At 57.9% G+C, this 24,618-nt stretch carries 21 protein-coding genes; 17 read left to right on the top strand and 4 right to left on the bottom strand.

The window, feature by feature from the left end; translation table 11 throughout:
- Window positions 1–8: 8 nt before the first annotated feature.
- Window positions 9–1,415 (top strand): PTS transporter subunit EIIC, encoded by a 1,407-nt coding sequence (locus H598_RS0105270; RefSeq protein ID WP_028112080.1) that lies wholly within the window; start codon window positions 9–11, stop codon window positions 1,413–1,415.
- Between the two features lie 51 nt (window positions 1,416–1,466).
- Here H598_RS0105270 and H598_RS0105265 read toward each other — a convergent pair whose 3' ends face one another.
- The 4 genes from H598_RS0105265 to map all read right to left on the bottom strand — a co-directional run bounded on the left by H598_RS0105265 (window position 1,467) and on the right by map (window position 6,383).
- Entirely contained in the window at window positions 1,467–1,820 is a 354-nt protein-coding gene (locus H598_RS0105265) for a DUF3718 domain-containing protein (protein WP_035415447.1), read from the bottom strand.
- A 283-nt stretch (window positions 1,821–2,103) separates the two neighbouring features.
- On the bottom strand, window positions 2,104–2,928 hold the full coding sequence (dapD, locus tag H598_RS0105260) for a 2,3,4,5-tetrahydropyridine-2,6-dicarboxylate N-succinyltransferase (RefSeq protein WP_028112078.1): 825 nt from the start codon (window positions 2,926–2,928) through the stop codon (window positions 2,104–2,106).
- A gap of 18 nt (window positions 2,929–2,946) precedes the next feature.
- A complete protein-coding gene (gene glnD / locus H598_RS0105255) occupies window positions 2,947–5,532 on the bottom strand; it encodes a [protein-PII] uridylyltransferase (protein WP_028112077.1) in 2,586 nt (861 codons plus the stop codon).
- 62 nt (window positions 5,533–5,594) lie between these two features.
- Window positions 5,595–6,383 carry a type I methionyl aminopeptidase gene (gene map / locus H598_RS0105250; protein ID WP_028112076.1) on the bottom strand — a complete coding sequence of 263 codons (789 nt, stop codon included), beginning with the start codon at window positions 6,381–6,383 and terminating at the stop codon, window positions 5,595–5,597.
- Between the two features lie 270 nt (window positions 6,384–6,653).
- Here map and rpsB point away from each other — a divergent pair, with 270 nt between their 5' ends.
- The 16 genes from rpsB (at window position 6,654) to dnaE (ending at window position 24,608) form a co-directional block, all read left to right on the top strand.
- Window positions 6,654–7,382 carry a 30S ribosomal protein S2 gene (gene rpsB, locus H598_RS0105245; RefSeq protein WP_028112075.1) on the top strand — a complete coding sequence of 243 codons (729 nt, stop codon included), beginning with the start codon at window positions 6,654–6,656 and terminating at the stop codon, window positions 7,380–7,382.
- Window positions 7,383–7,499: 117 nt separating this feature from the next.
- Window positions 7,500–8,375: a translation elongation factor Ts gene (gene tsf, locus H598_RS0105240; RefSeq protein ID WP_028112074.1), complete on the top strand. Its 876-nt coding sequence runs from the start codon at window positions 7,500–7,502 to the stop codon at window positions 8,373–8,375.
- Between the two features lie 69 nt (window positions 8,376–8,444).
- A complete protein-coding gene (gene pyrH, locus H598_RS0105235) occupies window positions 8,445–9,176 on the top strand; it encodes a UMP kinase (protein WP_028112073.1) in 732 nt (243 codons plus the stop codon).
- A 36-nt stretch (window positions 9,177–9,212) separates the two neighbouring features.
- The gene (frr, locus tag H598_RS0105230) at window positions 9,213–9,770 is read left to right on the top strand and encodes a ribosome recycling factor (RefSeq protein WP_028112072.1); all 558 of its coding nucleotides are present in this window, start codon (window positions 9,213–9,215) and stop codon (window positions 9,768–9,770) included.
- Between the two features lie 88 nt (window positions 9,771–9,858).
- On the top strand, window positions 9,859–10,617 hold the full coding sequence (gene uppS / locus H598_RS0105225) for a polyprenyl diphosphate synthase (RefSeq protein WP_028112071.1): 759 nt from the start codon (window positions 9,859–9,861) through the stop codon (window positions 10,615–10,617).
- Window positions 10,618–10,648: 31 nt separating this feature from the next.
- Window positions 10,649–11,506 carry a phosphatidate cytidylyltransferase gene (locus H598_RS0105220; protein WP_028112070.1) on the top strand — a complete coding sequence of 286 codons (858 nt, stop codon included), beginning with the start codon at window positions 10,649–10,651 and terminating at the stop codon, window positions 11,504–11,506.
- Window positions 11,507–11,509: 3 nt separating this feature from the next.
- A complete protein-coding gene (gene ispC, locus H598_RS0105215) occupies window positions 11,510–12,700 on the top strand; it encodes a 1-deoxy-D-xylulose-5-phosphate reductoisomerase (RefSeq protein WP_028112069.1) in 1,191 nt (396 codons plus the stop codon).
- The gene (gene rseP, locus H598_RS0105210; protein WP_028112068.1) at window positions 12,700–14,055 is read left to right on the top strand and encodes a sigma E protease regulator RseP; all 1,356 of its coding nucleotides are present in this window, start codon (window positions 12,700–12,702) and stop codon (window positions 14,053–14,055) included. Before ispC ends, rseP begins: the two co-directional genes overlap by 1 nt.
- A 28-nt stretch (window positions 14,056–14,083) precedes the next feature.
- Window positions 14,084–16,573, top strand: coding sequence for an outer membrane protein assembly factor BamA (bamA, locus tag H598_RS0105205; protein WP_028112067.1), 2,490 nt, complete (start codon window positions 14,084–14,086; stop codon window positions 16,571–16,573).
- A 57-nt stretch (window positions 16,574–16,630) separates the two neighbouring features.
- A complete protein-coding gene (locus H598_RS0105200; protein WP_035415443.1) occupies window positions 16,631–17,116 on the top strand; it encodes an OmpH/Skp family outer membrane protein in 486 nt (161 codons plus the stop codon).
- Between the two features lie 4 nt (window positions 17,117–17,120).
- Window positions 17,121–18,155, top strand: coding sequence for a UDP-3-O-(3-hydroxymyristoyl)glucosamine N-acyltransferase (lpxD, locus tag H598_RS0105195; protein ID WP_028112065.1), 1,035 nt, complete (start codon window positions 17,121–17,123; stop codon window positions 18,153–18,155).
- A gap of 18 nt (window positions 18,156–18,173) precedes the next feature.
- On the top strand, window positions 18,174–18,623 hold the full coding sequence (gene fabZ, locus H598_RS0105190) for a 3-hydroxyacyl-ACP dehydratase FabZ (RefSeq protein WP_028112064.1): 450 nt from the start codon (window positions 18,174–18,176) through the stop codon (window positions 18,621–18,623).
- 4 nt (window positions 18,624–18,627) lie between these two features.
- The gene (gene lpxA / locus H598_RS0105185; protein ID WP_028112063.1) at window positions 18,628–19,398 is read left to right on the top strand and encodes an acyl-ACP--UDP-N-acetylglucosamine O-acyltransferase; all 771 of its coding nucleotides are present in this window, start codon (window positions 18,628–18,630) and stop codon (window positions 19,396–19,398) included.
- 10 nt (window positions 19,399–19,408) lie between these two features.
- Window positions 19,409–20,554, top strand: a complete 1,146-nt coding sequence (gene lpxB, locus H598_RS0105180) for a lipid-A-disaccharide synthase (protein WP_028112062.1) — start codon at window positions 19,409–19,411, stop codon at window positions 20,552–20,554.
- Window positions 20,547–21,122: a ribonuclease HII gene (rnhB, locus tag H598_RS0105175; RefSeq protein WP_035415441.1), complete on the top strand. Its 576-nt coding sequence runs from the start codon at window positions 20,547–20,549 to the stop codon at window positions 21,120–21,122. Before lpxB ends, rnhB begins: the two co-directional genes overlap by 8 nt.
- Before the next feature lie 9 nt (window positions 21,123–21,131).
- The gene (gene dnaE, locus H598_RS0105170; protein ID WP_028112060.1) at window positions 21,132–24,608 is read left to right on the top strand and encodes a DNA polymerase III subunit alpha; all 3,477 of its coding nucleotides are present in this window, start codon (window positions 21,132–21,134) and stop codon (window positions 24,606–24,608) included.
- Window positions 24,609–24,618 lie beyond the last annotated feature (10 nt).

The raw sequence follows: 24,618 nt of genomic DNA, 5'->3' as shown, positions 1-24,618 counted from the left end.
GGGGCGCTATGACCTTCTCCTGGTTCCGAGGATTGCAGCGGGTCGGTAAGGCCCTGATGGTGCCGGTGGCGGTGTTGCCCGCGGCCGGGCTGTTGCTGGGGCTGGGGACCAGTCCCATGGGGTGGTTCCACCCGGTGGTGCAAAGCCTGCTGCTGCAAACCGGCACCATCATCTTCAACCTGTTGCCGTTGCTGTTCGCCATCGCCATCGCCCTGTCCTTCTGCTATCAGGATGGCTCGGCATCGGTGTCGGCGGTGATTGGTTACGGGGTGATGCTGGCCACCATGTCGGCGCTGGCCCAGTATTACGGCTGGGAAACCAGTACCATATTGGGGTTGCCGACCCTCAATACCGGGGTACTCGGCGGGGTGCTCAGTGGCGGCCTGACCGCCTGGGTCTATCGCCGTTGTTATCGGGTTGAACTTCCAGAATTTCTTGGTTTTTTCTCTGGTCGTCGCCTGGTGCCGCTGGCCAATGTGCTGGCGGCCATCGGCCTGGGGCTGGTGCTGGCCAGCCTGTGGCCGTGGATGACCCTGGTGCTGGATCACTTCTCCAACTGGGTGGTGTATCAGCAGCCGATGCTGGCCTGGAGCCTCTATGGCCTGGTGGAACGATTGTTGATTCCGCTGGGGTTACACCACATCTGGAATCTGCCGTTTTTCTACGAAGTGGGCAGTTTCAATACTCCGGGTGGCTATCTGATTCAAGGCGAAGTCGGCCGCTTCCTGGCCGGTGACCCTAATGCCGGCCACCTGGCCGGGGGCTATTTGGTCAAGGTGTGGGGACTGCCGGCAGCGGCACTGGCCATTTGGCGCTGTGCCGATCGCAAGCAGCGGGCTCAGACCGCCGGGGTGATGCTGTCGGCGGCGCTGACCTGCGCCATCACCGGGGTGACCGAGCCGGTGGAGTTTGCGTTTCTGTTTGTGGCGCCGCTGCTGTACCTGATCCATGCGCTTCTGACGGGGCTGGCCTATGTACTGGTGATCTCGGTGGACTTCCATCATGGCCTGGTGTTCTCCCAGGGACTGCTGGACTTCAGCCTGTTTTATCACCTGTCTCATAATGGCGTCTGGTTTTGGGTGCTGGGTTGTTTGTACGCGGTGACGTATTACGCGTTGTTCCGCTTTGCCATTATTCGTTTTAATCTTCCAACCCCGGGGCGGACGCCTCAGCAGCATATGGAGCGGTTTCAGGCCGAACAGGTGTTGACGGCGCTGGGGGGCGGCGACAACATTCGCGATCTGGACGCCTGCCTGACCCGGCTGCGAGTCAGTGTTCATCAGGCCGGTAAGGTGCGCGAGGCGGTACTGCGCAGCCTGGGGGCCAAAGGGGTGGTGGTGATCGGCGACGGGGTTCAGGTGGTGTTTGGCCCCAAGGCGGAAAAACTGCGAGGAGAGATGCAGGACCTGCTGTGATAGCAACAAGCCACCGAGACGGTGGCTTGTGAGTTTCAGGCTTCTGAAGCGTTACTGCTCGAACCAGACTTCGAGACGATTGCTGGTCATGGCGATATCCTGAATGGTTACCTGACCAGGCAGGTAGCGATCACGGATGTACTCAGCGTTATTGGGGGCGCCGTGATTTTCAGCAAAGGTGGCGATGTCTTGGCCATTGCACACCAACTTATCCAATACCCGGTACGGATTGACCCGGAACACCTTCATGGTTTTGTTGAAGCGATATTTGCTGTCGGTCAGCGAGGCTTTGCAGGTCGCAATCAGGGACTGCTCCATGGCGGCGGTCATGTTGGCCTGGGCAGCCTGAGCTGGAATGGCCAGGCTGGCGGCCAGGGTTACTGCAGTCAGAGTCAGGGCTTTCATTATCAGTCTCTCCTGTGTCACTCAGTCACACGCGGTCGGTACAGAGGGGGGAAGTTCGTTTTAAGCATGGTGCCTGAACCGTGTCCCCACTGTTACAAAGGGTAAACAGGTGTGTCTGCGAGCTGCGAGGGCAAGGGCTGCATAGAAAGGCGGCTAATTTGACTCACTATTCCTTCAAAAAAGTGTGTCCGGTCTGAAACAAAAAAGTCCGCCGAAGCGGACTTTTTTAATTAGCGGGGGTGCCGACCGGGAACCCGGTGACGGCATCGCCGCCGCAGGGCCGTTATTCGGCGCTGCGAAGCAGTTCGTTGATGCCCACTTTGCTGCGGGTCTTGGCGTCCACCTTCTTGACGATGATGGCGGCGTACAGGTTGCATGAGCCGTCGGAGGAGGGCAGGGTGCCAGACACCACTACCGAGCCAGCCGGAACCCGGCCGTAATGCACTTCGCCGGTCTCACGGTCGTAGATGCGGGTGCTCTGCCCCAGGTACACGCCCATGGAGATCACCGAACCTTCCTCGACAATCACCCCTTCCACCACTTCGGAACGGGCGCCGATGAAGCAGTTGTCCTCGATGATGGTAGGGCTGGCCTGCAGCGGCTCCAGAACGCCGCCGATGCCGACGCCACCGGACAGGTGCACGTTCTTACCAATCTGGGCACAGGAGCCAACGGTGGCCCAGGTATCCACCATGGTGCCGGAGTCGACGTAGGCGCCGATGTTGACGTAGGAGGGCATCAGCACGGTGTTGCGGCCGATGAAGGCTCCCTGGCGTACGGTGGCCGGCGGCACCACACGAATGCTCTCTTCGCGGAAACGGGCGTCATCATAGTCGGCAAATTTCATCGGTACCTTGTCGAAGTAGCGGGTCTCACCGCCCTCCATCACCTGGTTGTCGAACAGACGGAATGACAGCAGCACCGCTTTTTTCAGCCACTCATTGACCACCCACTGACCGTCCCGTTTTTCTGCAACCCGTGCCTGGCCTTTATCCAGCATCTCCAGGGCGATTTTGACATCGTTCACCAGGCCGGCATCGGCATTGGCTGGGGTGATGTCGGCGCGCTGTTCGAAGGCGGCCTCGATACGTTGTTGCAACTCGGTCATGAAACTTATCCTCTGAATTTAATCGGTGGTTAGTGCCTGGGTAAGGGAGTCCCGGAACTGGTTCTGCTGATCCGGTGTTAACGGCAGGCCGTCGTCATTGGCCAGCATAAACAGATCCTCGGCTTTCTCCCCGACGGTGGTGATTTTGGCCGAATGGATGGTGAATCGGCACTGATCCACCACCTGGCCAATTCGAGCCAGCAAGCCGGGGGAGTCCAGGGTGATGATTTCGACCATGGAACCCTGTTTGCGCTTGCCGGGAAGAAAATTCACCTGCGTACGAACCTTAAACTGTCGCATACGCCTTGGCAATGGCCGTTGCCGCACTTTTGCCGGTGTCGGTGATAACAACATACGGGTCAGGCTATTGCGGATGCTGTTGATGCGTGATGGGTGTACCACCCGGCTGCCGTCCTGCTCAAGAATCACGAAACTGTCGAGGGCGTAGCCATCTTTGGAGGTGAAAATCTGCGCGTCATGAACGATGACGTTCTTGCCGTCGAGCACCGCCATCACGGTGGCAAACAGGCCAGGGCGGTCACGGCAATAGACAAACAGCTCGGTGCCGGCACTGCTTTCGTGCTCGGCCATGGTCACCAGGGGCTGCTCATCCTTGCGTTCCAGCAGGGCCTGGGTGTGGTTGCACACCTGCAGTGGACTGAACCTGAGGAAGTAGTCGGCGGAGAACCGGTGCCACAACGGGGTGACGTCCGCTTCGACAAACCCCAGTTTCGACAGCTGGTACAGGGCCTTATTCTGATGCTCGCGAATGCGGGCGCGGGTGTCTACCGGTTTCTCCAGGCCATTGAGCAGCATGCCGCGGGTACTCTGGTACAGCTGCCTGAGCAGCGAGCCCTTCCAGCTGTTCCACAGGTTGTCGTTGGTGGCACAGATGTCGGCCACCGTCAGGCAGTACAGGTAGCTGAGGCGGGTGGTGTCACTGACCGCCTCGGCAAAGGTCTGAATCACCTCGGGATCATTGATGTCGCGGCGCTGGGCGGTCACCGACATCAGCAGGTGGTTTTGTACCAGCCAGGCCACCAGGCGACCGTCGTGGTCATTGAGGTTGTGCAACTGGCAGAACTGCAGGGTGTCGACGGCGCCCAGCTCACTGTGGTCGCCGCCGCGGCCCTTGGCGATGTCGTGGAAGATTGCCGCCAATACCAGCAGCCCCTTTTTCGGCAACTGGTCGATGAGTACGCTGCCCAGGGGGAAGATCTCTTTGTGGGCCGGGTCGGCAAAGCGGTCGATGAACTGCAGCAATCGGTGGGTGTGTTCGTCGACGGTGTAGGCGTGGAACAGGTCGAACTGCATCTGGCCGACGATCTGTTGCCAGGCCTTGAGGTAGGTGCCGAGGATGCCGTGGCGGTGCATCAATGACAGTGCCTTGATGCCGTTGGCGTGCCGCAGGATCGCCATAAACTGGCTGCGGCATTCCGGGCGCTCACTCAGAGGCTGTTTCTGGCGTCGGCGGGCGTTGCGCAGTAGTCGCAGGGTCGGAGCGGCCACCACCTCGATCTCGGCATTCCGAGCGCAGTGGCTGAACAGGGTCAGAATCTTGTCCGGTTGCTCGAACACGCCCTCATGGCGCACGGCGATGTAACGGCCCATGCGGCAGAAGTCCTGGTCCAGGTTGACCGGGTCGTCGCGGTTGGCCAGGTGCGGCAACATCTCGCCCTTGAACAGCTGCAACAGCATCTGATTCAGTTCTCGCACCGCTCGAATGGTTCGGTAATAGCGCTTCATCATCTGCTCGACCGGCAACTGGGTACCCTGGGTGTAGCCCAGCAGTTGAGCCACCTTGGGCTGATGGTCGAACAGCAGCCGGTCTTCCGGGCGGCCGGCGGCCGAATGCAGGGCGAAGCGCAGTCGCCACAGGAAATTGCGGCAGGTGTTGAGCTCTTCCAGTTCCTCGCGGGCCAGGAAGCCATGAGACACCAGGTCGGCCATGCAGGAGGCGTTGAAGTGGCGCATCGCCACCCAGGTGATGGTCTGAATGTCCCGCAGGCCGCCAGGGCAGGCCTTGATATTGGGCTCCAGGTCAAAGCCCGAGGACTTGGCGTGCCGACTGCGCTGCTCGTCCCGCTTGGCCAGGTAGAACTCCGAGATGGGCCAGAAATCGGCACTGGCGAGCCGTTGTTGCAGCTGCTGATACAGCGCGATATCGCCACACAGGAAACGGGACTCCAGCAGGTTGGTGGCGATGGTGACGTCGCCGCAGGCCTGTTCAAAGGTCTGCTCTACCGATCGAACCGAGTGACCCACATCCAGCTTGCTGTCCCACAGGGTGGTCAGCAGGGTGCCGATGGCCTCCTCGGTGGCCTGCTCACACTGTTCGGTGGTCAGCACCAGCAGATCGATGTCGGAGTGCGGGTGCAACTCGCCGCGGCCGTATCCGCCGACGGCAATCAGTGCCGTCTGACAGGGGGGCACCTGGTGCTGCTGCCACAGCTGCTGCAGCAGGGTGTCGATCTGATGTGAGCGTTCCGCTAACAGCACGCCAATGGCGTCGCCCTGGGCAAACTGCTGTTGCAGCTGTTCACGTTGCTGTTGCAGCTGCTGGCGGATGTCGATGGGAGTGAGGGCGGTGTTGTCGGGCTTCATGCCGGTGTGGTGTCCTGATGATGAGCTGGGCCCGCATTGAACGGGCCCAGGCTGAGGGCCAGTTAGCTGTGTGAGATCATCCGTTCCAGGGTTTCGTCACTGCGCAGGGTCAGTACTTCGACGCCGTCGTCGGTCACCAGCAGGGTGTGTTCCCACTGGGCGGACGGTTGGCCATCTTTGGTGGTGACTGTCCAGCCGTCTTTCTTGTTCAGTTTGCAGCGGTAATCGCCGGCATTGACCATCGGCTCAATGGTAAAGCACATGCCGGCCTGCAGGGTCAGCTTGGTGCGGTTGCGGTAGTGCAGAATCTGTGGCTCTTCGTGGAATTTGGCGCCGATGCCATGACCACAGTAATCGCGGACGACGGAGAAGCCCTCTTTTTCGGCGATGGGCTGAATCACGGCGCCAATTTCGCTCATGCACAGTCCGGGGCGCACCTGGCGAATGGCGGCGTACAGAGAGTCCTGAGCGACCTGGACCAACTTCTTGTTGCGCAGCGGCGTCTGGCCGATGATGAACATCTTCGAGGTGTCACCGTGGTAGCCGTCTTTGATGACGGTGATGTCGATGTTGACGATGTCACCCTCTTTCAGCTTCTTATGCGATGGAATGCCGTGGCACACCACCTCGTTGACCGAGATGCAGGTGGCCTTGGGGTAGCCATGATAATCCAGAGGGGCCGGAATCGCCTCTTGCACGTCGGTGATGTACTGATGGCAGATCTCATCCAGTTCACCGGTGCTGACGCCCTTTTGCACATGGGGGGTGATCATCTCCAGTACATCGGCCGCCAGTTTGCCTGCGACGCGCATTTTTTCGATCTCTTCCGGGGTTTTTATAACGATGGTCATTGGTCTACTCTTCTATCGAAAACTCGGTGGCGTGGCACACACTTAAGTTGAGCTTTGCTGCTCAGTATGGTATAAAGCGCGCCGGCTCTGTTGAGTCGTGATGGAACCCGGGCTGAATGGCCTGCGGGTCGCCACGCGAACAATGGCGTCTATTATATCGTTAATTTGTTATTAAACCACACACGTATCGGCACATGGTCCGGGGTGCCCCTCGGGGTCGGGTCATGGGATGCGTGGAGGCTTAACCCCGAACTATTATTGAGGAATATCATGGCAACTGTATCCATGCGCGACATGCTGAAGGCCGGTGTGCACTTCGGTCACCAAACCCGTTACTGGAACCCTAAGATGAAGCCTTTCATCTTCGGCGCTCGTAACAAGGTTCACATCATCAACCTGGAATCTACCGTTCCTATGATGAACGAAGCTCTGGCTTTCCTGGGCAACGTTGCTTCTAAGAAAGGTAAAATCCTGTTTGTTGGTACCAAGCGCGCTGCAGGTCAGAGCGTTAAAGAATCTGCACAGAAGTGTGACCAGTTCTACGTAGACCACCGCTGGCTGGGCGGCATGCTGACCAACTGGAAAACCGTTCGTCAGTCCATCAAACGTCTGAAGGATCTGGAAGCTCAGAGCCAAGACGGTACCTTCGAAAAGCTGACCAAGAAGGAAGCGCTGATGCGCACCCGTGAAATGGTTAAGCTGGAGAAGTCTCTGGGCGGTATCAAGAACATGGGCGGCCTGCCTGACGCGATCTTCCTGATCGACGCCGAGCACGAGCACATCGCCATCAAAGAAGCCAACAACCTGGGCATCCCAGTAGTTGCTATCGTTGATACCAACTCCAACCCAGACGGCATCGACTACGTTGTTCCTGGTAACGACGATGCTATCCGTGCTATCCAGCTGTACACTAACGCTGTTGCTGAAGCTGTTACCGAAGGTCGTAACCAAGACCTGGCTGTTCAAGCTGAGCAAGACGGTTTCGTAGAAGCTGAATAAGCATAATAAGGCGTGAGTTTACTCGCCCCTTATTAACCAACAGATATTGGTTAACAGGGGCCCTCGTGGCCCCTGTTTTTTTACGCATTTAAGACGCAAGTCATAGAGGAATTGGACATGGCAATTACCGCTGCCCTGGTTAAAGAGCTGCGCGACCGCACTGGCGCTGGCATGATGGATTGTAAGAAAGCCCTGGTAGAAACCAACGGCGACATCGAACTGGCCATCGAGAACATGCGTAAGTCCGGCCAAGCTAAAGCTGCTAAGAAAGCCGGCCGTATTGCTGCTGAAGGTGTGATCATTGTTAAGAGCAATGACGGCCTGGCGGCAATGGTTGAAGTGAACTGCGAAACTGACTTCGTAGCTCGTGACGAAAACTTCCTGGCTTTCGCTAACAAGGTTGCAGACGTTGCTCTGGCTGGCAAAATCGACAACATCGATGCGCTGAATGCGGCTGAGCTGGACGGCAACACCGTTGAAGTGACCCGTGCTAACCTGGTTGCTAAAATCGGCGAGAACATGAACGTACGTCGTGTTGTTCTGGTTGAAGGCGCTAACCTGGGTGCTTACATCCACGGTGGTAAGATCGGTGTAGTTGCAGCCCTGAACGGCGGTGACGAAGCCCTGGCGAAAGACATTGCAATGCACGTTGCAGCGTCCAACCCACAGTTCGTTAAGCCTGAAGACGTTGATGCCGACGTTGTCGCCAACGAGCGCCGCATCCAGGTTGAGATCGCGGTTAACTCCGGCAAGCCTCAAGAGATTGCCGAGAAGATGGTTGAAGGCCGTATGAAGAAGTTTACCGGTGAGATCTCTCTGACTGGTCAGCCTTTCGTTAAGGACCCATCCATGAACGTTGGCAAGCTGCTGAAAGACGCCGGCGCTGACGTAGCCACTTTCGTACGTCTGGAAGTAGGTGAAGGTATCGAGAAAGCTGAAGAAGATTTCGCTGCAGAAGTAGCGGCTCAAATCGAAGCAGCCAAAAAGGCCTAAGGCCCGCGATAACCTTTGATACAGACCGCGGCGAATTGTCGCGGTCTTTTAGCATTCAGGACACAGAAAATGAGCACCAATCCAAAACCGGCTTTCCGACGCATTTTGTTGAAATTGAGTGGCGAAGCACTCCAAGGCGAAGAAGGCTTTGGCATCGACGCCAAAGTATTAGACCGTATGGCCCAAGAGATCAAAGAGTTGGTCGAACTGGGTATTCAAGTTGGATTGGTTATTGGCGGCGGTAACCTGTTCCGCGGTGAAGGCCTGGCGAAAGCGGGCATGAACCGGGTAGTGGGCGATCACATGGGCATGTTGGCGACCGTGATGAACGGCCTGGCGATGCGTGATGCCCTGCACCGTGCGTATGTGAACGCCAGACTGATGTCTGCCATTCCTCTTAACGGCGTGTGCGATAACTACAACTGGGCCGAGGCCATCAGCCTGCTCAAGCAAGGCCGGGTGGTGATTTTTTCCGCCGGTACCGGTAACCCATTTTTTACCACCGATTCCGCTTGCTGCCTGCGTGGCATTGAGATTGAGGCCGATGTGGTACTCAAGGGCACAAAAGTAGATGGTGTTTACTCCGATGATCCGGTTACTAATCCGGACGCAGTGAAGTATGATAAAATCACCTACAACGAAGTTCTCGAAAAAGAACTGAAAGTCATGGACCTGTCGGCCTTTACCCTGGCCCGCGACCATGACCTGCCTTTGATGGTCTTTAATATGAACGAGCCAGGTGCGCTGCGCCGGGCCGTGATGGGGGAAGCCAACGGCACCCTGATCACCAACAATCTGTAAGATTGACACTGAGTTGACACCGTAAGGAAGTTCACCGTGATTAACGACATTAAGAAAGACGCAGAAGTGCGTATGGAAAAGAGCGTAGAAGCCTGCCGTACCCAGATGGCTAAGGTTCGTACTGGCCGCGCTCACCCTAGCCTGCTGGATACCATCGTAGTTTCCTACTATGGTGCCGATACGCCACTGAAGCAGGTGGCCAACGTGGCCACTGAAGATTCCCGCACCCTGGCGGTAACCGTATTCGACCGCACCATGATTCAGGCGGTAGAGAAGGCGATCATGGCCTCCGATTTGGGTCTCAACCCCAACTCTGCTGGCGCCACCATTCGCATTCCACTGCCTCCACTGACCGAAGAGCGTCGTAAAGACCTGGTGAAAGTGGTTCGTGGCGAAGCCGAAAACGGCAAAGTGGCCATCCGTAACATTCGCCGTGACGCCAACTCCGACATCAAAGATCTGGAGAAGGAAAAAGAGATCGGTGAAGACGATGCTCGCAAAGGCGAAGATGAAATCCAGAAATTGACCGACAAGTACGTGAAGATGGTCGATGCAGTGCTGGCTGAGAAAGAAGCCGAGCTGATGGAGATCTAAGCAGACGCCTTAGTTTGCTAGTGATTTGACGCCGCGTTTGGATATACTACGCGGCGTTTCTGTTTTTAATGGTCAGGATTTTCTTCCCATGCTCGTCAGTAGTGATTCGACAAGCCCGGCATCCTGTGTGCCACTCCCGCAGCATATTGCTATCATCATGGATGGCAATGGCCGCTGGGCCGAGGCCAAAGGCCGCCCCCGGGTCTCCGGACATCGGGCTGGGGTGAAGGCCGTCAGAGAAGCGGTACGGGTGTGTCGAAAACATGGTATCAAGGCGTTGACCTTGTTCGCGTTTTCCAGTGAAAACTGGCGTCGTCCGGAGCGTGAGGTCGCATTATTGATGCGGCTGTTTATGACGGTGCTGTCCCGTGAGGTAAAGTTGCTTCGCAACAACGATGTACGCCTTAAAGTCGTTGGCCACACCGACGCCTTTAGTCCAGAGTTGCAGCAACGCATTCGCAAGGCGGAGGCGATGACCGCCGACTGTCAGGGATTGGTGCTGAACGTGGCCGCCAACTATGGCGGTCGATGGGACATGCTGCAGGCAACCCAGAAAATTGCCCTGGCGGCCAGCCGCGGTGAGCTGGACGTAGAGCAGATCGATGAGGACACCATCGCCCGGCAGCTGACCATGTCCGATCTGCCGGAGGTGGATCTGTTGGTGCGCACCGGCGGTGAGCACCGCATCAGCAACTTTATTCTGTGGCAGGCGGCCTATGCCGAGCTGGTGTTCAGCCCGGTATTGTGGCCCGATTTCGGCGAGCAGGCACTGGATGATTGCCTCAACGAGTTTGCCGGTCGACAGCGCCGATTTGGGCAGACCAGTGCCCAGGTCGAGGCTCAATAACAAGATTAAAATACCCTAAGAGGTTAGTTTTTTGCTTAAGCAACGAGTGTTAACTGCCATCCTGCTGCTTCCTGCAGCGCTGGCCGCAATTTTTCTTCTTCCGGTCGGTGGCTTTGCCATCGCCATCGCATTGGTGATGCTGCTGGCTGCCAAGGAGTGGGGCAGCTTCATTCAACCCGGTGACCGTCTGGTCCAGGTGAGCTTCACCCTGTCTATCGCCGTGCTACTGGCGGCTCTGACCTTCATCATGCCGGTGGATTTGATGTGGAATCAACAGCAGTTGCATCCGCTGGCGGAGATCATCCTGCAGGCTGGCGGCTTGTGGTGGCTGGTGGCTCTGGGGCTGGTGGTGACCTACGTGCGTTCGGTGCGGATGTGGCACCATTCCATGGTGCTCAAGGCGGTGTTTGGCCAACTGACACTGATTCCGGCCTTTGTGGCGATGATGGTGCTGCACAGCCTCAACCAGGGGGAAGACCCGCTGTTCGGGTCCTACCTGGTGCTGGCGGTATTTTTGATTGTCTGGGGTGCCGATACCGGCGCCTACTTCTTTGGCCGCGCTTTTGGAAAGCACAAGCTGGCTCCCCACGTGAGCCCGGGTAAGACCATCGAGGGGCTGCTGGGCGGCCTGCTGGTGTGTGTGCTGCTGGCCATTGCCGGCTGGCAGTGGTTGCCCAACAACGGTTTTGTGCCGGTGCTGGCGGTGGTGCTGGTGACGGCGCTGTCTTCGGCGTTGGGAGACCTGTCTGAGAGCATGTTTAAGCGCAGCGCCAATATTAAGGACAGCGGCCGACTTCTTCCCGGTCATGGTGGTATCCTAGATCGTATCGACAGCATCACCGCGGCCATGCCGGTGTTTGCCCTGCTGTACCTGTATTGGTGGATGTAGTAAATGCAAAAACTTGCGCTGTTCGGAGCCACCGGCTCCATTGGTTCCAGCACTCTGGATGTGGTTCGTCGTCACCCCGAACAATTTCAGGTTGAGGTACTGACCGCCCACAGCAACTGGCAGTCGATGCTGGCGCTGTGTCAGGAGTTTCAGCCTGCGGTGGCGGTGATGGTGGACCCACAGGCGGCGCAACAGTTGAACCAGGCCCTCAAGGGCCAGGCGAACACCGAAGTGTTGGCTGGTGAGCAAGCGCTTACTGATGTGGCGGAGCTGGATTCCGTCGACGTGGTGATGGCGGCCATCGTCGGCGCGGCCGGTCTCAACTCCACCCTGGCGGCGGTGCGCAAAGGCAAGCGTATCCTGCTGGCCAACAAGGAAGCCCTGGTGGTATCCGGGCGGTTGTTTATGGACGCCGTTCGGGAGCATGGGGCGACCCTGCTGCCGGTGGACAGCGAACACAATGCCATCTTCCAGAGCCTGCCCGAAGCGGTGCAACAGCAACTGGGGTATTGCGATCTGGCTGGCAATGGCGTCTCCCACCTGCTGTTGACTGGTTCCGGCGGCCCGTTCCGTACCCGCGACCTGAGCCGTTTCGATGCCATTACCCCCGCCGAGGCCTGTGCCCACCCGAACTGGAGTATGGGGCAGAAGATCTCGGTGGACTCGGCGTCGATGATGAACAAAGGCCTGGAGTACATCGAGGCCCGCTGGCTGTTCAATGCCTCGCCGTCGCAGATTCAGGTGGTGATTCACCCTCAAAGCGTTATCCACTCCATGGTGCAGTACCAGGATGGCTCGGTTCTGGCTCAGATGGGGCAGCCGGATATGCGTACCCCCATTGCCCACAGCCTGTCCTACCCCAATCGAATTGTCAGTGGTGTGGAACCTTTGGATTTCTTCAAGGTCGGACAATTAACCTTTGAAGAGCCCGATTTTCAACGGTATCCCTGTCTGAAACTGGCCATGGATGCTTGTGATCATGGCCAGGAAGCGACCACTGTGGTCAACGCCGCCAACGAACAGGCGGTGGCCGCTTTTCTTCAGGGGCAGATTAAATTTACGGATATCGCCCGGGTCAACAGGTTTTGCCTTGAACAGGCGGATTTGAGCCCACTTACGGATCTGGCCGCGTTGAATGCCTTGGATTCTCAAACCAGGGCCATGGCCAACGGCTGGATAGCCAGGGGAGTGTAATGCTGCAGTTTTTATGGAGTCTTGGGGCCTTTGTGGTGGCCCTGGGGATTCTGATTACCGTTCATGAATATGGCCACTTTTGGGTCGCTCGGCGCTGTGGCGTCAAAGTGGAACGCTTTTCCATCGGTTTCGGTAAAACCCTGCTGCGTCGCGTCGGCAAGGACGGGACCGAGTACACCCTGGCGATGATCCCGCTCGGGGGCTACGTCAAGATGCTGGATGGCCGGGTCGATGAGGTGCCGGCGTCGTTGCAGTCGCAGGCATTCAATACCAAGACGGTGTGGCAGCGCATTGCCATTGTCGCCGCCGGACCGTTGGCCAACTTTGCCTTTGCCATTTTTGCCTTCTACCTGATGTTCCTGATTGGCGTACCCACGGTGCGCCCGGTCATCGGAGAGGTGGCCCCTCACTCCATCGCCGCCGAGGCACAGATCACGCCGACCAGCATCGTCACCCGAATCGGGGATCGTGACACCGTTGACTGGGAAGCGGTCAACCTCGCTCTGGTAGAGTACATCGGCAATGATGAACTGAGCCTGACTGTGGAGGACGGAAACAGCGGCCGTAGCCGTACCGTCGACCTCGACCTGCGCGACTGGCAGGTTCAGCCGGATAAAGAACCGCTGTTTGTCAGCCTGGGCATGATGCCTTGGCGCCCGGCCATCAGCAATGAACTGGCATTGGTGACCGAAGAGGGCGCCGCCTATGCGGCCGGGGTCCGCGTCGGTGACAAGTTAATGGCCATCGATGGGCAACCCTATCAGGACTGGCTGCAACTGGTGGCTCTGGTGGAGGCCAGTGCCGATACCCCGATGGTGCTGACGCTGCAACGGGAGTTCAACAGCCTGGAGGTCACCGTGGTGCCCCGAGGGGAGCCGGGCGCGGATGGCAAGCTGGTGGGTAAGATTGGCGTGTCACCCCGGGCTGAGTCCTGGCCAGAGGAATACCGCATCGATTTGAGCTACGGCGTACTGGATTCAGTGATGCCGGCGTTGCAGCGAACCGGGCAATTGGTGGAGCTGACGGTAAAAACCATTGGTAAGTTGTTTACGGGCGACCTTGCGGTGAGTAACCTAAGTGGCCCGATATCCATTGCCCAGGGCGCCGGCAGCTCGGCGGGATACGGTTTGGTGTATTTTCTTGGTTTTCTGGCATTGATCAGTGTGAACCTCGGCATCATCAACCTGTTGCCCCTCCCTGTCCTCGACGGTGGCCATCTGCTGTATTTCGCAGTGGAAGTGCTGACCGGCAAGCCGGTACCGGAAAAAATTCAAGATTTTGGCTATCGCATCGGCTCGGCGCTGGTGTTGATGCTGATGATTATCGCTATCGTCAACGACGTAGCACGACTGTAGGCCCAAGGAATAATAAGAATCTTCGTCTATGAGACTGAATAAAATTATGGCATCGATGGTATTCATCGGTGCGGCCATCACGGCACAAGGGCACGCTGCAGGCTTTGATGCCTTTGTGGTAGAAGATATTAAGGTTGAGGGACTACAGCGGGTAGCCCTGGGTGCTGCGTTGCTGAATCTGCCCATCAAAGTGGGGGATCAGGTTGATTCCGTCACTCTGCAGCGGGCCATCAAGGCGTTGTACGCCTCCGATAACTTTGAGGACATCTCGGTGTCGCGGGACGGCGATGTGCTGATGGTGGCGGTGAAAGAGCGGCCGACCATCTCCAGCATCGTGTTTGAAGGCAACAAAGACATCAAAGACGAGCAGCTGCAGGAGAGTCTGGACGGGTCGGGCATTAAGACCGGCGAGCCTTTGGACCGCACCTTGCTGACCGAGATCGAATCCGGTCTGCAGGACTTCTACTACAGCGTCGGTAAATACAACGCCAAAGTAGACGCGCAGATCGTCACGCTGCCGCGCAACCGGGTCGAGCTGAAGCTGAAGTTCACCGAGGGCGACGCCGCCGACATCCATCAAATCAACATCGTCGGAAACACCGTCTATCCGGATGACGAGCTGATCGGCCTGCTGGAGCTGACCGATTACGTGGCCTGGTGGGATTTCTTCGGCGATCGTCGCTATCAGAAGCAGAAGCTGGAAGGGGACCTGGAGTCTCTGACCTCCTACTACAACGACCGCGGCTACCTGAAATTCAAGATCGATTCCACTCAGGTGGCGATGACGCCGGATAAGACCGGGCTGTACGTCACCATCAACGTGGAAGAGGGGGAGCAGTACACGGTTAAGGACATCAACCTGACCGGTGAGTTGCTGGGTAAAGATGAACTGCTGAAATCCCTGGTGCCCATCGAGACCGGTGAGATGTACAACGGCGGTGAAGTGACCTTTACCGAGGAGCTGATCGGCAAGTTCCTCGGCCGTTACGGCTATGCCTATCCCCGGGTGAGTACTTACCCCGAGGTGGATGAGGAGACCAAAGAGGTTACCCTCAACATCAACATCGATCCCGGCAAGCGAATCTACGTTCGCAGTGTCAGCTTCTCCGGCAACAACGTCACCAAAGACGAAGTGCTGCGCCGGGAGATGCGCCAGATGGAAGGCGCCTGGCTCAACAGCCGTTCGGTGGAACTGTCCAAGGAGCGTCTGAACCGTCTGGGCTTCTTCGAGACGGTGGAGACCGAAACCACGCCGGTGCCGGGCAGTGATGACCTGGTGGATGTCGCCTTTAAGGTGAAAGAGCAGCCTTCCGGCTCGTTTAACTTTGGTGTTGGCTACGGTACCGAGAGCAAGCTGAGTCTGCAGCTGGGTGTGTCTCAGAGTAACTTCATGGGGACCGGTAACAGCGTCGGCATCAACCTGAACAACAACTCGTACCAGAAGGACATTAACTTCTCCTACCGCGACCCGTACTTCACCAAGGACGGAGTCAGCCTGGGGGGCAGCATCTACTGGTCCGAGTTTGACGCCGATGAGTACTATCTGGAGTCCTATAAGAACAACTCCTACGGTGGGGGCTTCGACCTGTCCTGGCCGCTGAACGAATACAACCGATTGGGTGTGGGCCTGTTCTATCGCCACAACGAACTGTCGGAAGTGTCGCCGTATCAGCAGGTGATTAAGTTCTACAACATCTATGGCGATGCCAGTAACTCCGGCAGCAAGATTGCGTTCAACAACTACGAAGTGAACGGCAACTGGACCCGCAGTACCCTGAACCGGGGTACCTTCCCGACCTCGGGTAACAACCAGAAGTTCTTTGCCAAGGCCACGATTCCTGGCAGCGACATTCAATACTTCAAGTTGAGCTTTGACACCAGCTTCTACTTCCCGCTCAACCGGACCCACGACTGGGTGTTCCTGACCCGGGGTAAACTGGGCTATGGTAACGGCTACGGTCAGTACAAGGGCCAGGACAACATCCTGCCGTTCTGGGAAAACTTCTACGCCGGTGGTTCCACCATTCTGCGAGGCTTTAAGACCAACTCTGTGGGTCCACGGGCCTTCTACCTGACCGGTGACGGTACCCCATGCATTCCGGATCCGAACGGCGGCTTCGGAGGCTGTAATTTGCCGGGTGATCCTGATACCGTAGCGGTTGATACGGGTCGTTCCATCGGTGGTAACGGCATCGCCACGTTGAGTGCCGAGCTGATTATCCCGACTCCGTTCCTGGATGAGTCGTACAAGAACTCGGTGCGAACCAGTTTCTTCGTCGATGCCGGTAACGTATGGGACACCGAATTTGATTACGAAAGCTACCGGGCATTGCCCCAGTCTGAGTTCGAGAAGATTCAGGATTACTCCGATCCGATGCGCATTCGAGCGTCGGCCGGCTTGTCGGTGCAATGGTTGTCCCCCATGGGGCCCATGGTGTTCAGTCTGGCCAAGCCGATCAAAGAGTACGAAGGGGATGACAACGAAGTGTTCTCCTTTAACATTGGTCGAACTTTCTAAACCCGATGCTCGATGGCACTGGGATAAAATACAGAGGATAGAAACTTGAAGAAGTTAATGACAATTGCCCTGATGATGGCAGTAATGGCACCTTCGGCCTGGGCTGAGAAGATTGGCGTGCTGGACATGCGGGCCATTATGGCGCAATTGCCTCAGGCGGAAGCAATGATGCAGGGTCTGCAGAATGAGTTCTCCGAGCGTGTTGCCGCGGTACGTAAGATCGAAACCGAGCTGAAGACACTGGCTGAAAAGCAGCAGAAAGACGCCCTGATCATGACCAATGAGCAGAAGACCGAACTGAGCCGTCAGCTGGAAAGCCTGAATGCAGACTACCAGCTGAAAGGCAAGGCGCTGCAGGAAGACATGAAAAAGCGTCAGAACGAAGAGCAACAGAAGTTGCTGATGAAGGTGCAAACCGCCATCAACAGCGTTGCCGAAGCGGAAAAGTTTGACATCATTCTTCAGCGCGGCGCCGCGGTTTACGTGAACGACGCCGCCGACATCTCTGCCAAAGTGGTCGAAGCCGTAGGTAAAGGCAACTAACAGTATGACAAGCAAAACCCTGACGGAGCTGGCCTCACTGGTCGGCGCTACCGTTAAAGGGGACGGCAATAAAGAGGTGGCCCGCGTGGCCACCTTGGATAACGCCGGCCCGGATCACATCTCCTTTCTCGCCAACAGCAAGTATCGCAAGCAGTTAGACCACACCGCCGCCGGGGCGGTGATTTTGTCTGAGGCTGACAGTGACGCTTACTCTGGCAATGCGCTGATCGCAGCCAATCCCTATGTCTGCTTCGCCCGAATCGCCCAGATTCTGGATACCACACCGATGGCCGCCGATTGCGTTCATCCGTCGGCGGTGATTGATGCCAGCGCCCGCCTCGGTACCAATGTGACGGTGGCCGCCAACGCGGTGATTGAAGCCGACGCGGTTATCGGCGACAACGTTCAGATTGGTGCCGGTTCGGTGGTCGGACGGGGCGCCCACATTGGTCAGGGGACTCGCCTGTGGGCCAACGTCACTCTGTATCATGGCGTCGAACTGGGGCAGGATTGCATCATTCATTCCGGTGCGGTGATCGGTTCCGACGGCTTTGGTTATGCCAATGAAGCCGGTCAGTGGATCAAGATTCCCCAGGTGGGCAGCGTGCGCATCGGTAACCGGGTTGAGATTGGCTCCAATACCTCCATCGACCGTGGTGCCATCGACGACACCGTGATTGAGGATGGGGTGATCATCGATAATCTGTGTCAGATCGCCCACAACGACATCATTGGCGCCCATACCGCCATTGCCGGTTGTTCGGTCATTGCCGGCAGTACCAAGATTGGTCGTCACTGCATCATCGGTGGCAACTCCGCCATTGCCGGTCACATTGAACTGGCCGATGGCGTACAGATTACCGGGATGTCCCGGGTGAGTAAGGGGCTGCGTGAAGCCGGCGTCTACTCCTCCGGTTCGCCCATTCAGGACAACAAGTCCTGGCGTCGCAACTCGGTTCGCATGCGTCAACTGGATGATATGCATCAGCGCCTGCGCGAGTTGGAAAAACAGCTGCCGGATTCCGAGCAGGATCAATAACCGTTTTTGGAGACGACTTTGTCTGAGCAATTAAACTCCATGGAGGTCAATGAAATCCTCCAATACCTTCCCCATCGCCACCCCTTTATGCTGGTGGACCGGGTGCTGGATTTCGTTCCTGGTGAATCGCTGCACGCGCGCAAGAATGTGACCTACAACGAACCCTTTTTCCCGGGTCATTTCCCCGCGGCTCCGATTATGCCCGGTGTGCTGATCCTCGAGGCTCTGGCCCAGGCGTCTGCCATTTTGGCCTTTAAGACCTACGGCAAGAAAGAGAACGAACTGTACCTGTTTGCCGGCATCGATAACGCCCGCTTCAAGAAGCCGGTGGTGCCAGGGGATACTCTGGATCTGCACATCGAGTTCATTAAGGATCGTCGCGGCATCGGCTTCTACGCCGCTCAGGCGAAAGTGGATGGTAAAGTTGTCTGTACCGCAGACCTGATGTGCGCCAAGCGAGAGGCTTAATATCGTGATCGATTCTCAGGCGATTGTTCATCCCGATGCCAGCATCGGTGAAAATGTCACCATTGGACCATTCAGTTACATCGGCCCGGGCGTCAGCATCGGTGACGACACCTGGGTGAGCGCCAATGTAGTGATTAAAGGCCCTACCAGCATCGGTAAGGGCAATAAGATTTTCCAGTTTGCGTCCATTGGTGAAGAGTGCCAGGACAAGAAGTTCGCTGGCGAGCAAACCCGTCTGGAGATTGGCGATAACAACGTGTTTCGCGAATGCTGTACCGTTCACCGTGGCACGGTTCAGGATCAGGGGCTGACCAAAATCGGTTCCGGCAACCTGTTTATGGCCTATACCCACGTGGCCCATGACTGTGTGGTTGGCGATAACGTCATTATGGCCAACAACGCCTCCATTGCCGGTCACGTGCATGTGGGTGATAACGCCATTCTCGGCGGCATGACCGGCGTGCACCAGTTCGTTAAGATTGGCGCCCATGCCTTTACGGCTGGCTGCTCTCTGGTGCTGCAGGACGTGCCTCCCTACGTGATGGCTTCCGGCCAGAGCGCGGTGCCACGGGGCATCAACAGCGAAGGCTTGAAGCGCCGTGGCTTCAGTAAAGAGGCCATCGCCGCCATTCGTAAGGCTTACAAATTGCTGTACCGCAGCAGCTTGACCACCGCCGAGGCCCTGCCTCAGTTGCGGGAACTGGCGGAGAGCTTCCCCGAGGTGGCCTTTATGGCCGACTTCGTTGAGCAATCCAGCCGTGGCATCGTTCGATGAGGATGGTTGATTGAGCCAACTGACCATAGCCATTGTCGCCGGGGAACTCTCCGGCGATATTTTAGGTGCCGGCCTGATGCAAGCCATTCGCCGGCGTCACCCCGATGCCCGGTTTGTCGGCATCGGCGGCCCCAAGATGCAGGCCATTGGCATCGAAAACCTGGCGGACATCGAAGATCTGTCGGTGATGGGGCTGGTGGAGGTGCTGGGCAGCCTGCCGAAGCTGATGGGAATCAAGAAGACCGTCATCGACACCATGATCGAGTGTCGTCCCGACGTGTACATCGGTGTCGATGCGCCGGATTTCAACCTGCGCATCGAGGCGCCCCTGAAGGCCGCCGGCATTGCCACGGTGCACTACGTCAGCCCGTCAGTATGGGCTTGGCGACCAAAGCGAATCTTTAAGATCGCCAAGGCCACCAACCTGGTGCTGTCGCTGCTGCCGTTTGAAAAGGCGTTTTACGACCAGTATCAGGTTCCCTGCCATTTTGTCGGCCATACCCTGGCGGACGAGATTCCCCTGGTCAGCGATCAGGGCCAGGCCCGGCAGACGCTGGGACTGGATGGGGAGGCTCAGGTACTGGCGCTGTTGCCGGGCAGTCGCGGTGGTGAGATGAAGCGTCTCAGTGCGCCGTTCCTGGAGGCCGCCCGCTTGCTGCGGCAGTCGCATCCGCAGTTGCAGATCGTGGTGCCGCTGGCCAACGAGGCGCGTCGATTGCAGTTTGAAGCCCTGAAAGCGGAACTGGCCCCGGAACTGGAGCTGACCCTGGTTGAGGGCCAGTCACGTACCGTGATGGCCGCCAGTGACGTGATTCTGCTGGCGTCCGGTACCGCAACCCTGGAAGCGATGCTGGTGAAGCGACCAATGGTGGTGGCCTATAAGCTGGCGCCGCTGACTTATCGCATTGCCCAGCGGCTGATGAACATCGACCGCTTCAGCCTGCCCAACCTGCTGGCCGGGCGCGACCTGGTGCCGGAGCTGATTCAGCATGATTGCACCGGCCCGCAGCTGGCCGAACAGGTGCGTGGTTATCTGGACGGTGACAATGGCGAGCTGCTGGATACCTTTACCCGCATGCACACCGAGCTGCGCCTGGACGCCTCCGAGCAGGCAGCGAAGGCGGTATTGACCCTGATTGGAGCCGATCATGATTGAGTACATTGCCGGCGTCGATGAAGTGGGCCGTGGCCCCTTGGTGGGGGACGTGGTGACCGCCGCGGTGATCCTCGATCCCGACAACCCCATCGACGGGCTGCGGGATTCAAAAAAGCTGTCCGAAAAAAAACGCAACGCGCTGTTCATCGAGATTCAGGAGAAGGCACTGGCGTGGCACGTGGGCCGAGCCAGCGTGGCCGAAATCGACCAGTTGAACATTCTCCATGCCACCATGCTGGCGATGCAGCGTGCGGTGGCCGGATTGACGTTGACGCCGACGCTGGTGCGAGTGGATGGCAATCGCTGCCCGGATTTTGGCGGCTTGGCGGCGGAAGCCCTGATCAAGGGCGATGACAAGGAGCCGGCCATCAGTGCCGCTTCGATTCTGGCCAAGGTGGTCAGAGACGGCGAAATGTTGGCGCTGGACCGCCAGTATCCCCAATACGGGTTTGCCCAGCACAAGGGGTACCCCACCAAGGTACACCTCGAGCAGTTGGCCGCCCTGGGGGCCACGCCTTTTCACCGAACCAGTTTTAAACCGGTGCGACGCGCACTGGGTCTGGAGTAAACGAACACCATGGCCGAACCACGCTTTATTCACCTGCGGGTCCACTCCGACTTTTCCATGGTCGACGGTATGCAGAAAGTCGGTCCCATTCTCAGCCGGGCGGCGGAGATGGAGATGCCGGCACTGGCCTTGACGGATCAGACCAACCTCTGTGGTCTGGTGAAGTTCTATGGCGGCAGCCATAAAAACGGCATCAAGCCGATCATCGGTGCGGATTTCTGGCAAATCTGTCCCGAGCTGGATGACATGCAGTGTCGGTTGACGGTGCTGGCCATGGACAACGACGGCTACAAAAACCTGACTCTGTTGATCTCCAAAGCGTACCTGCGTGGTCACGTCGATCACCGGCCGGTGCTGGACCGGGCCTGGCTGGCGGAGCACGCCAAGGGGTTGATCCTGCTTTCCGGCGCCAAAGACGGCGATGTGGGCCAGGCGTTGACCAAGGGCAACCAGCAGGTGGTCGATTCCCTGTTGGCGTTTTATCAGCAGCATTTTGCCGATCGTTACTACCTGGAGCTGATTCGCACCGGCCGCAGTGGCGAGGAGACCTATCTGCACCGGGCGGTGGCGCTGGCCGACGCCACCGGTCTGCCGGTGGTGGCCACCAACGAGGTGGTGTTCCTGGACCCGGAAGATTTTGATGAACACGAGATTCGGGTCTGCATCCATGACGGCTTTACTCTGGATGACAGTCGCCGGCCGCGGCTGTATTCGCGGGAGCAGTACCTGCGCAGTGCCGACGAGATGGCTGCGCTGTTCGAGGACATTCCCGAGGCGCTGGACAACACGGTCGAGATTGCCAAGCGTTGTAACGTCACCGTGCGCCTGGGCGAGTACTTTTTGCCGGACTTCCCCACCGGCGATCTGAAGATTGAAGAGTTCCTGATTAAGGTGTCGGAGGAGGGACTGGAGCAGCGACTGGAGTTCCTGTTCCCCGACGAGGCCGAGCGGCTGCAACGGCGGCCGGAGTACGACGACCGCCTCAAAATCGAACTGGAAGTGATCAATAACATGGGGTTCCCCGGTTACTTCCTGATCGTGATGGAGTTTATTCAGTGGTCTAAGGACAACAACATTCCGGTGGGGCCGGGACGGGGTTCCGGTGCCGGCTCGCTGGTGGCCTACGCGCTGAAGATTACCGATCTGGATCCGCTGGAATACGATCTGCTGTTCGAACGCTTCCTGAACCCGGAGCGGGTGTCGATGCCCGATTTCGATGTCGACTTCTGCATGGATCGTCGCGACGAGGTGATCGATCACACCGCCGAGCTGTATGGTCGAGATGCGGTGTCGCAGATCATCACCTTCGGTACCATGGCGGCCAAGGCGGTGATTCGGGATGTGGGTCGGGTGCTGGGGCACCCCTACGGCTTTGTGGATCGCATCTCCAAGCTGATTCCGCCGGACCCGGGCATGACCCTGGCTAAGGCGTTTAAAGAGGAGCCGGCGCTGCCGGAGATCTACGATCGTGACGAGGAGGTGAAGAACCTCATCGACATCGCCCGTAAGTTGGAAGGCTGTACCCGTAACGCCGGTAAGCACGCCGGTGGGGTGGTCATTGCCCCCACCACCATCACCGATTTCGCGCCGCTGTATTGCGATGATACCGGCGGTAACCCGGTGACCCAGTTTGACAAGAACGACGTCGAAACCGCCGGCTTGGTGAAGTTTGACTTCCTGGGGCTGCGGACTCTGACCATCATCCAGTGGGCGTTGGATATGGCCAACCCGGCACTGGAAGCCAAAGGGCAGGCGCCGATTCGCATCGAGAGCATCCCCCTGGATGATCAGCCGTCGTTCGACATGCTGCAACGGTCGGAGACCACCGCGGTGTTCCAGCTGGAATCCCGCGGCATGAAGGATCTGATTAAGCGGCTGCGTCCGGACTGCTTCGAAGACATGATCGCCCTGGTGGCCCTGTTCCGCCCCGGGCCGCTGCAGTCGGGGATGGTGGACAACTTCATCGACCGTAAGCACGGTCGCGAAGAGGTGTCCTATCCGGATGCCGAGTATCAGCACGAATCGCTGAAGGAGATCCTGGAACCCACCTACGGCATCATCCTGTATCAGGAACAGGTGATGCAGATCGCTCAGGTGCTGGCGGGCTATACCCTGGGTGGCGCGGATATGCTGCGTCGTGCCATGGGTAAGAAAAAGCCCGAGGAGATGGCCAAGCAGCGGGGCACCTTCCGTGAAGGGGCCGAGAACAACGGCGTTGATGGCGATCTGGCGATGAAGATCTTTGACCTGGTGGAGAAATTCGCCGGGTACGGCTTCAACAAATCCCACTCGGCCGCCTACGCCCTGGTGTCTTACCAGACCCTGTGGATGAAGCGCCACTACCCGTCCTACTTTATGGCGGCGGTGATGTCGGCGGATATGGACAACACCGATAAGGTGGTGACCCTGGTGGACGAGTGCGAGCGCATGGGGCTGACCCTGTTGCCGCCGGACGTCAACATGGGCCTGTTCAAGTTCAACGTCAACGCCAAAGAAGAGATTGTGTACGGCATCGGCGCCATCAAAGGGGTCGGTGAGGGGCCGGTGGATGAAATACTGGCGGCCCGCAACAGTGGCGGACCGTTCCGTGACCTGTTTGATTTCTGCAACCGGGTCGACCTCAAGAAGGTCAACAAGCGCACCATCGAGAAACTGATCATGGCCGGCGCCATGGACAACCTGGGGCCGCACCGGGCGGCGATGATGGCGACCCTGGACCAGGCGGCGAAAGCGGCGGGCCAGAATGCCCGCAACCAGGCTCAGGGCATGGATGACCTGTTTGGCAGCCTGACCCCGGAGCCGGGCGCTGCGGATCAGGCCTTTGTCTCGGTGCCTCACTTCCCGGAAAAAATCTGGCTCGACGGCGAGCGCGAGACCCTGGGATTGTACCTCACCGGCCACCCCATCAATCAGTACCTGAAAGAGCTCAGAGGCTGGACTTCCGGTCGCCTTAAAGATGTGGTGCCCACCGGTCGCGGTAAAAGTACCAGGGTGGCCGGGTTGGTGATCGCCGCCCGAGTGATGATCACCAAGCGCGGCAGCAAGATGGGCATTCTGACCCTGGATGACAAGAGCGGTCGCCTCGAAGTGATGATGTTTGCAGAAGGGGTAGAAAAGTACCAAGATCTGTTGGTAAAGGATAAGATCCTGATTGTCGAGGGAGAGGTCAGCTTTGATGATTTCAGCGGTGGCAATAAAATGTCTGCCAAAGAGGTGCTGGACATCAGTCAGGCGAGGGAGAAATGGGCCAAGGGCGTCAGCCTGGAGCTGGACTCCGACAGCCTGGATGACACTAAACTGACCAAGATAAAAGCGCTGTTGGGGGAATACCGCTCCGGCAGTTGCCCGGTACAGATTCGATTTAACCGACCCGATGCCAGCGGCACCCTGCAGTTGGGACAAGACTGGCAGGTACGCCCGGACGATGAGCTGTTGTTGCAACTGGCAACGCTGTTCGGTTCGGATAAAGTAACAATGACATATTGATGAGTGCCAA

This window comes from Ferrimonas kyonanensis DSM 18153, from assembly GCF_000425405.1.
Classification (GTDB): domain Bacteria; phylum Pseudomonadota; class Gammaproteobacteria; order Enterobacterales; family Shewanellaceae; genus Ferrimonas; species Ferrimonas kyonanensis.
This window is presented reverse-complemented; position numbering and strand designations above follow the sequence as displayed.

Coding starts and splice junctions, on each gene's coding strand:
- dapD (WP_028112078.1), bottom strand. CDS start 2,928: ATGACCGAGTTGCAACAACGTATCGAGGCCGCCTTCGAACAGCGCGCC.
- uppS (WP_028112071.1), top strand. CDS start 9,859: ATGCTCGTCAGTAGTGATTCGACAAGCCCGGCATCCTGTGTGCCACTC.
- rpsB (WP_028112075.1), top strand. CDS start 6,654: ATGGCAACTGTATCCATGCGCGACATGCTGAAGGCCGGTGTGCACTTC.
- H598_RS0105270 (WP_028112080.1), top strand. CDS start 9: ATGACCTTCTCCTGGTTCCGAGGATTGCAGCGGGTCGGTAAGGCCCTG.
- H598_RS0105200 (WP_035415443.1), top strand. CDS start 16,631: ATGACAATTGCCCTGATGATGGCAGTAATGGCACCTTCGGCCTGGGCT.
- dnaE (WP_028112060.1), top strand. CDS start 21,132: ATGGCCGAACCACGCTTTATTCACCTGCGGGTCCACTCCGACTTTTCC.
- bamA (WP_028112067.1), top strand. CDS start 14,084: ATGAGACTGAATAAAATTATGGCATCGATGGTATTCATCGGTGCGGCC.
- rnhB (WP_035415441.1), top strand. CDS start 20,547: ATGATTGAGTACATTGCCGGCGTCGATGAAGTGGGCCGTGGCCCCTTG.
- ispC (WP_028112069.1), top strand. CDS start 11,510: ATGCAAAAACTTGCGCTGTTCGGAGCCACCGGCTCCATTGGTTCCAGC.
- map (WP_028112076.1), bottom strand. CDS start 6,383: ATGACCATCGTTATAAAAACCCCGGAAGAGATCGAAAAAATGCGCGTC.
- H598_RS0105265 (WP_035415447.1), bottom strand. CDS start 1,820: ATGAAAGCCCTGACTCTGACTGCAGTAACCCTGGCCGCCAGCCTGGCC.
- tsf (WP_028112074.1), top strand. CDS start 7,500: ATGGCAATTACCGCTGCCCTGGTTAAAGAGCTGCGCGACCGCACTGGC.
- glnD (WP_028112077.1), bottom strand. CDS start 5,532: ATGAAGCCCGACAACACCGCCCTCACTCCCATCGACATCCGCCAGCAG.
- rseP (WP_028112068.1), top strand. CDS start 12,700: ATGCTGCAGTTTTTATGGAGTCTTGGGGCCTTTGTGGTGGCCCTGGGG.
- lpxD (WP_028112065.1), top strand. CDS start 17,121: ATGACAAGCAAAACCCTGACGGAGCTGGCCTCACTGGTCGGCGCTACC.
- pyrH (WP_028112073.1), top strand. CDS start 8,445: ATGAGCACCAATCCAAAACCGGCTTTCCGACGCATTTTGTTGAAATTG.